This window comes from Desulfobacula sp. (assembly GCF_021107415.1).
Genome location: NZ_JAIOSW010000276.1, coordinates 1 through 9,718, shown reverse-complemented (window position 1 = coordinate 9,718; position 9,718 = coordinate 1). Strand labels below are relative to the sequence as shown.

At 43.1% G+C, this 9,718-nt stretch carries 10 protein-coding genes and 1 riboswitch; of the genes, 3 read left to right on the top strand and 7 right to left on the bottom strand.

Going from position 1 to position 9,718, the window contains the following annotated elements:
- Positions 1 to 14 precede the first annotated feature (14 nt).
- The 3 genes from cobT to trpD are packed head-to-tail and all read right to left on the bottom strand — an operon-like array spanning position 15 to position 3,467.
- Entirely contained in the window at positions 15 to 2,123 is a 2,109-nt protein-coding gene (gene cobT / locus K8S13_RS14620; RefSeq protein WP_291463567.1) for a nicotinate-nucleotide--dimethylbenzimidazole phosphoribosyltransferase, read from the bottom strand.
- Between the two features lie 2 nt (positions 2,124 to 2,125).
- Positions 2,126 to 2,326 (bottom strand): hypothetical protein, encoded by a 201-nt coding sequence (locus tag K8S13_RS14615; protein WP_291463565.1) that lies wholly within the window; start codon positions 2,324 to 2,326, stop codon positions 2,126 to 2,128.
- A 25-nt stretch (positions 2,327 to 2,351) separates the two neighbouring features.
- Positions 2,352 to 3,467 (bottom strand): anthranilate phosphoribosyltransferase, encoded by a 1,116-nt coding sequence (trpD, locus tag K8S13_RS14610; protein ID WP_291463563.1) that lies wholly within the window; start codon positions 3,465 to 3,467, stop codon positions 2,352 to 2,354.
- Between the two features lie 52 nt (positions 3,468 to 3,519).
- Positions 3,520 to 3,722, bottom strand: a riboswitch (cobalamin riboswitch).
- Between the two features lie 426 nt (positions 3,723 to 4,148).
- Here trpD and K8S13_RS14605 point away from each other — a divergent pair.
- From K8S13_RS14605 to K8S13_RS14595, 3 genes are read left to right on the top strand one after another with little or no spacing between them, the layout of a single operon-like run.
- The gene (locus K8S13_RS14605) at positions 4,149 to 4,763 is read left to right on the top strand and encodes an RNA polymerase sigma factor (protein WP_291463562.1); all 615 of its coding nucleotides are present in this window, start codon (positions 4,149 to 4,151) and stop codon (positions 4,761 to 4,763) included.
- Positions 4,760 to 5,320 carry a hypothetical protein gene (locus K8S13_RS14600; protein WP_291463560.1) on the top strand — a complete coding sequence of 187 codons (561 nt, stop codon included), beginning with the start codon at positions 4,760 to 4,762 and terminating at the stop codon, positions 5,318 to 5,320. The genes K8S13_RS14605 and K8S13_RS14600 overlap by 4 nt, the downstream gene beginning before the upstream one ends.
- Positions 5,314 to 5,766 carry a hypothetical protein gene (locus K8S13_RS14595; RefSeq protein ID WP_291463558.1) on the top strand — a complete coding sequence of 151 codons (453 nt, stop codon included), beginning with the start codon at positions 5,314 to 5,316 and terminating at the stop codon, positions 5,764 to 5,766. The genes K8S13_RS14600 and K8S13_RS14595 overlap by 7 nt, the downstream gene beginning before the upstream one ends.
- Before the next feature lie 23 nt (positions 5,767 to 5,789).
- On the opposite strand, the gene K8S13_RS14590 is transcribed toward K8S13_RS14595, so the two are convergent.
- The 4 genes from K8S13_RS14590 to K8S13_RS14575 all read right to left on the bottom strand — a co-directional run.
- A complete protein-coding gene (locus K8S13_RS14590; protein WP_291463556.1) occupies positions 5,790 to 6,680 on the bottom strand; it encodes a DMT family transporter in 891 nt (296 codons plus the stop codon).
- Between the two features lie 5 nt (positions 6,681 to 6,685).
- The gene (locus K8S13_RS14585; RefSeq protein WP_291463554.1) at positions 6,686 to 7,660 is read right to left on the bottom strand and encodes a MaoC/PaaZ C-terminal domain-containing protein; all 975 of its coding nucleotides are present in this window, start codon (positions 7,658 to 7,660) and stop codon (positions 6,686 to 6,688) included.
- A gap of 138 nt (positions 7,661 to 7,798) precedes the next feature.
- Positions 7,799 to 8,206, bottom strand: a complete 408-nt coding sequence (locus K8S13_RS14580) for a hypothetical protein (RefSeq protein WP_291463552.1) — start codon at positions 8,204 to 8,206, stop codon at positions 7,799 to 7,801.
- A gap of 10 nt (positions 8,207 to 8,216) precedes the next feature.
- Positions 8,217 to 9,718, bottom strand: a 1,502-nt coding sequence (locus K8S13_RS14575) for a hypothetical protein (protein ID WP_291463551.1), incomplete at its 5' end; no start/stop codon positions are given.

Sequence of the window (9,718 nt, the reverse complement as noted above, 5' to 3'; positions counted from 1 at the left end):
GAAAATAGCTGGGTTTATTTTATAGAGGACCGGGCAACTTTGGCCTCGTCAAAGGATGCCATCTGGGTCATAATTTTACAGGCAGCATCTGCCATGTCGATGGCAAGGGCAGCCCCGGTGCCTTCACCCAGCCGCATGTCAAAATTAATCAGGGGCACAAGATTCATATGGGAAAGAGCAGCCTTTTGAGCCTGCTCCACGGATTTGTGACCAGAGATGAGATACCCCTGAATGCCCGGGTTGATGATATAGGCTAGAAGTCCGGCCGCTGTTGAAATAACCCCGTCAAGAACAACAGCGGTTTTTTTCGAGGCCGCTGCAAGAACAGCCCCTGCAATGCCGGCTATTTCAAACCCGCCGATTTTTTGAAGGATCTCAAATCCGTTTGCAGGATCAATGGTATGAAAATTTAAGACTTTTTCAATGACCTCGGTTTTGTGTGCAAGTCCCTTGTCGTCCACACCGGTTCCCCTTCCCGTAGCCCGGGAAGGCAGTATCCCCGTGATGACACAAATAATGGCAGAGGCAGAGGTGGTATTGCCGATTCCCATTTCTCCAAGTCCCACAATATCAATGGGGTGATCGCCATATGCATCCAGAAATGTGGTCATTCCATTTTCAAGGCTTGCGATCATCTGCTGTCTTGTCATGGCATCTTCAATGGCAAAGTTCCTTGTTCCTTTGGCTACCTTTTTCATGATCAAGTCGGGGTGGGGGTTAAAATCATAGTTAACCCCCATATCCACAATTTTCATGTCAATATTGTGATGGCGGCACAGGACATTGATGGCAGCACCGCCGTTTAAAAAGTTATCCACCATCTGGGGTGTAACTTCGGACGGATAGGCTGAGACACCTTCCTCGGTAATCCCATGATCTCCTGCAAAAACAAAAAGGTTTTTCTGTCGGATTTCAGGATTCAGATCGTTTTGGATCAGGCTCATCTGGACGGCAAGGTCTTCCATGCGGCCAAGCGCTCCCAAAGGTTTTGTTTTTTCATCTATCTTTGCTGTGGCAGCGGCAATCAAGCTGTCCGGCAGGGGGTTTATATCCTCAATAACCTTTCTGCAAAGACTTTGAAGGGCAGGATCTTTAAGGTTTATACCAGGGGGGCGACTTTCCTGTCTGACATTAACCTGAGGCATGTCCCCTGCAAGGCTAAAATCAAGGATATATTTTAAATATTTCCCGGAAAGCACCTTTGGCATCAGTTCCGGGGCTTTTTCAGGAGCAACTATCTCTTCAATCAAAAGTTTAAGCCAGCTTTCATGGGTCTGCATAAAAGGAATAGCTTTTTTCATGTGATCCCGTGTCATGCCGTAGACACCGGATACTTTAGCTTCTTTATAGTGGATAAGGTTCAGTAAATTGGTTTCAATCTGTTCGTTTTTTGAAATCCCGCTGAAAAAGGAAATCTGTCCCCCTTTGCCGACCTTAGCAATCCCCTGGCTAAAAGCAATATAATCAGCACATGCATTGATCACCAGATCAAATTCACTCTCATGGGTTTCTTTTGTGCAGGTAATGCCGGTTGCCGCAAGAAAGGAGGCAACATGTTTTATCTTTGTTTCATTTTTTTCAATGATCAGGGGGATAAGCCCGAGATGCTGTGCATAAAGAGCTGTGATCAGCCCCATGGTGCCGGAACCATATATCAATATCCGGTCATTTTTTTTATAGGATAATTTTTCAAAGGCATTGATGACACACCCGACCGGCTCTGCAAAACAGGCCACATGGATATCCAGATCATCCGGAAGGGGAATCAGGCTTTCTTTCGGCAGAACGACCTGGCTTGCAAACCCTCCGTCGGTATGGAACCCGGTGATTTTCATATCTTCGCAGAGGTTTTCCCTAGCCGTTTTGCAGAACCTGCAAATACCGCAGCTTTTTCCGGGCCAGACAATGAATTGTTGGCCGCTTATATCCTTGACCACTATTTCATGGCCCGGAACCCTTGGAAAGATAAGATCCCTGTGACCCTGTTCCCACATCTTGGCGTCGGTTCTACAGATGGCGCAGCAAAGGACGGCTGTTTTTATAGATCCTTTTTTAATTGTATCTGTTTTTTGATTATCAGGTTTGATTTCAAGCTTACCAAGGCCTGTTAAAATTAATTTCATTTTTAGATATCCTCTTCAGTCAGAATAAGTTTTCTGATGCATACATTGTCAAACCCCTGTTCCTTAAGGCGGGATTCATGCTTTTGCACCACATCCATTTGATCAAACGGGAAGACACTCGCTTTATCAAGCCTGACAAGCAGATAATTGTGATCCTTGAACCGGATGTAGTCCTGACCGGATTTTATAATCAGCAGTTTCATTAACACCTTCCTTACGAGATCTGTTTTATTGCACCAGGCTGTGAAGTCTTGCCAATCCTTTTTCAGGGTCTGTGTTCTGGGCTGCCACCCATTTTTCAAGGGTTTGAAAGGCCATGCCTGATTCCAGAATTTGGGCGGCCTGCTCAATCCCATCTTCAAGACTGGCTGCCCGATCTGCTGCAAGAAAAATCAGGCCAGCATTGAGGATGGCAGCATCTTTCCTGGCACTGTTTTCCTGGTTGTTTAAAAGGGCGGCAAATCGTTTTGATTCTGTTTTAATATCCTTTTCAGGGGCAAGATCATTGCAGTTACCGGCAGCAAGGCCAAGTTTTTTCGGATCAATGGTAAATTCATCAATTTCATTATTTTCAAAAAACCCGGCACAATGGGTGATCCCGCAGACCGAGGCTTCATCCATGCCCTTGTCAGAATTATCACCAGAACTATTAATAGTTCCGTGCAGTACAATGGCACTTTTATAGCCGATTTCTTTCATGACGTCTGCCACCGGCCGTATCATTTCCCTGGCATATACGCCCCGGACTCCGATGGAAGGAAGGGCAGGGTTTGCAAGGGATGCCGCAATATTAAGGGTTGACCCGAAATAAATTTGGGAGAGGATTCTGCCAAGGGCTTTTGGGTGGATATGGGGACTCATGCCGTTGAACAGGCCAAGCCCTGCTGTTTCAATGCTTTTTGCAACAATATCGACCGTACATTCCACATCAACGCCCAGGGCTTCTGCCATGTCCACGGTTCCACAGGCAGATGTAATGGCCCGGGCTCCGTGTCTTGCCATGGGGATGCCGCCGCCGGCAGCAATAATGGAGGCGGCCGTACTGATGTTGAAGGTTTTAAAGGTGTCCATGCCGGTGCCGCTGTTTTCAACTGTTTTAATCCCATTGCTTATGTCCACCTTGGTGGTATCAAGATCATAGATGGCTTCCCAGGACCCTGCAACTTCTTCTTTTGTTTCTCCCTTGGATGTCAAGGCTGCCAGAAAGGCACCCTGTTGCATGTCAGTGACCTCATTGTTCAAAACAGAGATAAACGCTTGCGTTGTTTCATTTCTGGTGAGATTTTCTTTCTGGATGAGACGGGTAATAATGGTGCCGAATTTCCGGTTCAAAGTCTGGGACATAAAATACCTCCTGAATAGTTTTATTCAACAGGATTTTATTTCAGCAATGAATCCTTTGGTTCAACATGAAGGCAGGCTTTCCGACTTAAGGATCATCCTAGTAACTGCGTCTTCCCCTTTTTTAAAAGAGTGACATATTGCAGTTTTCGTCCCCGATCACGGCAATGGCTGACATGTGACGGATTTGCACCGCCTTTCCTTTTACCCCAGGATTGAATCGTGACAATCCTGGACACCTTTATGTCTGGGAAGAATTTATACTTTTTTATATTTTATTTGTCAATTAATATCTGAAAACGATCAGCCAAAAATTATCAGGCAGGCCTGATCTTTGACGCTGCTGATCGTTCAAAGCCGGAAGTATAATTTAAGACGTGCAATTTTTTTTGTAGACAAAACAGCGTGCTTGTTCGTCTATATGTGTAAATCACTTAAAATCCAAAAGAGGAGGAGAAAAATGAAAACATAATGATATAAACCGATAGCGATAAATCGACCGGGGTTTGCCGGATAGGGTGTGAAGACAGTTAAATTTTGGTTTACATATGGACAAGAATGGGTAAAATAAACTATAAAGTGGGTATAAATCAGGAGTGTTGGTGATTTAGCTCAAACATATTATGAACGATGCCATAAACCAACAATCATGGATTGTGCTCTATTAAAATTATGTCACATCCGGTGCAAAAAAAAAACGAATCAGCATCTGGCGGTACTCATAAGGCAGATCCCCTTGTTTTAAAAGCTGCAAAAGGGGATCGGGCCGCCTTTCATCGGCTTGTGAATCAATACCGCGGATCTGTATACAGAATGGTTTACTATCGGATTAGATCAAAAGTTGATGCTGAAGACCTTACCCAGGATGTTTTTTTTACAGCATACCGGAATCTGTCAGGACTTAAAGATCCTCGATGGTTTAAAAGCTGGCTATACCGAATCGCTCTGAACCGGGTCCGAGATTTTGTCCGGAAAAAGATGTTTTTGGGTTTTTTTCGTAACTATGATAATTTGGATAATGTAATTGAGGATCACTCGGACAGACATACACTGCCTGAAGCTGAAATTACCATGGAACGAAAAGTGTTCTGGGAAACTATTGAAATCATACTTGCAAAGATGTCTAAAATGGAACGGGAAGTGTTCATGCTGAGGTTTTTTGATCAGATGGGCATTGCAGTCATTGCTCAAACGCTTAAAAAGGGGGAAAGCACCGTCAAAACCCACCTTTATCGCGCCATTGAAAAATTCAGGAAAAACCCAGTTGCAATAAAGCTGATGGAGGAAATGATACTATGAAAGAGGAGCAGACCACCCATCTTAATACAGATCAAATCATGGTTGCCATGGTGGATGAATCCGATCTTGATGATGCGGCCAGGCAGCACCTGTCAGCGTGTACTTTTTGCAGGCAGCGGCAGAGCGATCTCATGAAACAATATACCGGACTGGGTAATATGGCCTGCCGATTTACACCGGATTTCAAGCAGAATATCAGAATGCCGGAGTACACCCGCAAGGTTCCCGTGCAGTGGAAGTGGGGATTCACGCAGATTATCGGCCTCTCTGTTGCAGTGACGCTTATCCTTATTGTGGTGTTAAATCCTTTGTTTCAAAAATTCAAAACCATTGTATTAAACAATACGCAAATTGTTGATACCGAATCTGAAATGGCGTTGATGATTGATATTGAAAATCTGGTGGAAGATCCTCTTCCGCCTGCTTACCAGGGTATTGTCGGGATGCCGGACATAGATTCGGATGATGATTTTATGAATTTTATTGTTCCCCAGCCCGAAGAGAGTGATCTGGTTTCATTTGTAACGATTCATGGAAAAGGAGCAATGCTATGCTAAAAAAATATATATTATTGATAATTCTTACCATTTTGGTTCCTGAAATGGGATTATCAGCCCGTCAGGGGGCTCTCCATGGGAAATGGTGGCAGATGCCCCGCGTGGTACAAAAGCTTGAACTGAAGGCAACTGAGATTGAAAGACTGGATAATGCCTACAGAGCAAGTATCAGGAACCTCATTCACCTCAAGGCAGATGTTGAGGCGGAACAATTTGACCTGGAAATGCTGATCGAAGCCAGAGTCCTTGATGAAGCCGGAGCTCTGGATCAATACAAAAGTCTTGAAAGAGCAAAGGCAAAACTTGGAATGGAGCGATTTCGTTTCCTTCTGGAGGTGAGAAAAATTATAGGCCATGACCGATTCAGTATGCTGATGAAATTTCAGAAAATGCGAAAGGAAATGATACGGGAAGGGAAAAATAAAAAAGAAAACGAGACTGATTAATGTTAGGAAATAAGATTAGACAGCTATGAACTGAAAATTGTCAGACAGGCACCGGTCAGTGCCAGAACTATGGAGATGGTTTTATTTCTATTTATTTTTTCTTTCAGGAAAATGGCGGCCAGGATAAAGATAAAAATCGTAGACATCTGGTTAAAAATGGCTGCCCGTGATGCTGTTGTATATTTCATCCCTGCCATCCAGCAGAGCAGCGCCAGATAATTCCCCGTAACAGAGGCGGGAAGAGCAATGAACCATGCTTTTGAGAATTTGAGTTCATTGAAATATTGTTTTCGTTTGGGGTGGCATAATACAATGATAAGCAGGGATACGGTTCCTGCTGCCACCCTGACAAGGGTTGCCCAGAAGACATCTGTGTATTCCAGCAATTCCTTTACAATGACAATGCCGATGGCCAGAAAGATCATGGAAAGACAGCCAATTATAATGCCGGACAATAAGTCCCTGTTTCCAGGACCTTTTTTAATGGGACCTTTTTTTCTTATTGAACCCACAAAAACAGCTGAAAGTATCAGGATACCGCCGATAATGGCACCTGCACTTAAATTTTCTTTCAGAAAGATAAATGAAAAAAAGATCACGCTGGGAAGATAGAGGCATTCTATAATGGCGACAAGGCCTGCGCTAAGCCTGTTTAAGGCCATGAAAAAGAAAAGATCTGCCAGTGTGATTCCCAGAAAACCTGATACAGCCAGCAACAGCCAGTCATTAATGGGTTTGTCCGGGAAGAAAGGAATGTTTAAAATCACCATGGTCAGGGATATCAGGATCAATGCCACAAAACTTTTGTAAATATTGAGCGAAACAGGAGAAAATGTTTCTCCACTCTTTTTAAAAAGGATCACAGCGCTGGCCCAGAAAAAGGCTGAAGTCAGTGCAAATATGGAACCCAGCATAGTGACTATTCCTGATTTTTATACAGGAGTCTTCCTTTCAGATGGGGAAGCTCTTTTTGTTCATCCCGAAGTTCAAAAATGACAACGGTCTGATGATCTTTTGTATCCTCTTGACATTCGTATCCTAACGCTATTGATGCCGGCATATAAATAGGCAGCTTGAATGATGCCTCAATAACGGCCCGATCGTGAATCCCAAATTCCTTGTCAAGGCTTGCAATAACCCGTGCAAGGCTCCACATACCGTGGGCAATTGCTTTTTTGAATCCAAAAAGCTTGGCCAACAGAGTATGAAGATGATGGGGATTGTAATCTCCTGAGACGACCGCATATTTTCTGCCGGTATCAGACGGAATAAAAAATGTCTCTTGTTTTATTAAAATGGTGTCGTCTTTTTTTTTCGTCTTTTTTTTGATTTTTACAGGGCTTCTGGTAAAAAAAGTTGAGATGCCCTGCCAGACGATTTGGCCGCTGGATATGACTTCCAGAGTAAAACTGGTTTCAATGCCTTTTTGAGTTTTTTCAATGCTTTTCAGTGTGCAGGCAAGATCAAGGATTTCATTGGTTTTTACAGGCCTTTTTTGCTCAAAAGACTGAAATATATGAATCAGTCCCAATGGATTGATGGGGAAAAAAGAAGATATAATAAATTTGCCCAAAAGACCGATGAAGAGTGTCTGTAGATAGGATATGGGAATAATATCGGGCCTGTCATCTGAAAAGCCGCAAACGGTCCTGTAATTATTAATCAGCTCTTTATCGGGTAAGTAGTTTTTTAAAATAATCCGGGTTTTATTGACAATGGCGTCATCTTTAATTGTATTGGAGCGAAAGGGGGCAATTAAAAGTGCCTTAAGAAAAACAAATCCCATGGAGGGAAGTTTTTTTATTTCCACGACAGTTTCCGGATCGGTCAGTGTGATCTGCCTGGATGTGATCTGTCTAAGTGCTATCTCACTGATAGATTGATCAGTTTCCATTTTGATCTGCTTTTAAAATTTTTTATCATAAAGGAGCATACTTTATCTTTGATCGGATTTGAAGTCAATCAATGGTTGAAGAAAAAATCCCGAATACCGGTATGCCGGGATTGTGGAAAGGATTATGGAGCCGGTTTTTTACATGCCTGTAATATAGGGTTTAATCATTTCCAATTCATTGGGTCTGATAGGTCGCCAGGATATGGAATAAAGCATTTCAGAGGCCAGTTGCCGCTCAGGATTCAGCATAGCCACCCTGATCATGTTATCCAGTTCAATCCATAGAGTTTTACCAATATCCAGATCATATTCTTTTGATATTTTCCGGGCAAAATTATGGATATAGTTTCTCAGGGATATATTCATGGTCGCCGGGGTACTTTTATTTTTAAGGATGACGGCAAAGGGAATGAGGTAACTGAGCCCGGTATCCTCCATTTCCAGTTTAACAATTCTTACCCGGTATGATCCCGGCCACCAGGCAATGGGTTTTTCCCCTGAAGTGCTTTTACCATCCCATTCATAAATAAAATCATGCAGAATCATTTTGTAGTCCTTAATCTATAAAGGCTTTTATTGCCATTCGGCATGCATGGGCAAAATCCTCGGGATAACATCCACTGATCCATCGTAACTGGGCTTCGGAAAAAGTGTCCGGTGCATAGGGCAGCCTTGGGATAAATGAATATAACAGATTCTGGTCTGTATTTTTTGAATCAAACCGCTTTGAGAACTCAATGGAGGTTACTAAGTCTGCTCCAAGGGATTCAAGGGTTTTTACAGCGGTTAGAATGCCCCTGTCCAGGGATTGCCGCATTTTTATATCTGCTTCTATAATATTGCCGCAGTTGGTTTTGGCCATGAGCTGCAGTTCCCATTCTGAGATTTGCGCCTTTGGTACAAATAAAATGGTCTGATCGTCTTCCATCAGGATCAGGGAAGATTCATTGATTTTGTTTTCATCGGTTCTGGTATTGTTTTTAATGGCAGCCAGATAGTTTTCAAAAAAGCTTTTATCCGTTATTTTTCTGTATTGTCGTATGAAATCACTGATCAGATCGCCGCAGGAAAAAGAAGGTATTTTTTTGCCTGAACAAGTTTGAACAAGTTTTGGAATCATGGCATTCTGCTGGTGGATCATTTGATGGGAAGCATGAAGCCTGTGGCCGGACTGGGCATATCCAAACCCAAAGTTCCAGCCCCACAGGGTATTGTTAAATTCCAGGGAAGGGTCGGGGCTGTGTTTAAGTTTTGCCTGTATTTTATCCCTGAGATTTTCAAGTTCATTTTTGGTAAGGCATTGTCTTTTGTCAGGCAGGCAAATGCCAAGCTCCGCAGCAAGTCGTACAAATGTCCGCTGGTAGTATAAATGACGAACACCTTTCATGTCTTCAAGACAAAGATCAAAGGCAGTGTATCGGATGGCATCATTTGCCATGTTGGATGCAAAATGTCCCCAGGGGATATAGGAATTTCGTCTTAAATACTCAAAGACATGGGTGTTTTTATCATCGGACAGGTATTCCCCGGTGATTTCATTGCTCCCCTGAACGCCGGGTTTCAATACCAGGGTATTTTTATAAACATCGGGAAGATACCTGTTATTTACAAGTACTTCAAAAAGCTCATGGTCATAAATGTCCGGGACAACTTTATCGTGCGGGTTCTTTTTATATCCGATTCCAATGGGAGTCTGGTTTTCAGGATCAAAAAGAATCCTGCATGATTTTTTAGCCAGAAGCATCAGCTCTTCGGGATCTGTAGAGGCCTGGGCAAGTGCAATGAGCAAAGGATGCGGCAGTATATTCAGAAGGGTTGTTTTATCTTTAATCCCTGTGCTTTTGATTTTTTTAGACAGTTCAAAGTTTTGAAGCAAAGAGCAGGGTTCAGGCTTTGAAATACGGATTGTTTCAGGATGAGCGGCTTTGATATCAGCCCATGCAGAGTTAATGTAAGTTGTGCCCCTGAAGGGGAACGGGTTGGCAATTTCATAAATGATATCTGCATTTGGCTCATAAAGATCATCTGCGGGGAAATTGATATGATTGTCAATCACGG

Excerpts from the sequence above, each read along its gene's own strand:
- cobT (WP_291463567.1), bottom strand. The coding sequence starts at position 2,123 with ATGAAATTAATTTTAACAGGCCTTGGTAAGCTTGAAATCAAACCTGAT.
- K8S13_RS14615 (WP_291463565.1), bottom strand. The coding sequence starts at position 2,326 with ATGAAACTGCTGATTATAAAATCCGGTCAGGACTACATCCGGTTCAAG.
- trpD (WP_291463563.1), bottom strand. The coding sequence starts at position 3,467 with ATGTCCCAGACTTTGAACCGGAAATTCGGCACCATTATTACCCGTCTC.
- K8S13_RS14600 (WP_291463560.1), top strand. The coding sequence starts at position 4,760 with ATGAAAGAGGAGCAGACCACCCATCTTAATACAGATCAAATCATGGTT.
- K8S13_RS14595 (WP_291463558.1), top strand. The coding sequence starts at position 5,314 with ATGCTAAAAAAATATATATTATTGATAATTCTTACCATTTTGGTTCCT.
- K8S13_RS14590 (WP_291463556.1), bottom strand. The coding sequence starts at position 6,680 with ATGCTGGGTTCCATATTTGCACTGACTTCAGCCTTTTTCTGGGCCAGC.
- K8S13_RS14585 (WP_291463554.1), bottom strand. The coding sequence starts at position 7,660 with ATGGAAACTGATCAATCTATCAGTGAGATAGCACTTAGACAGATCACA.
- K8S13_RS14580 (WP_291463552.1), bottom strand. The coding sequence starts at position 8,206 with ATGATTCTGCATGATTTTATTTATGAATGGGATGGTAAAAGCACTTCA.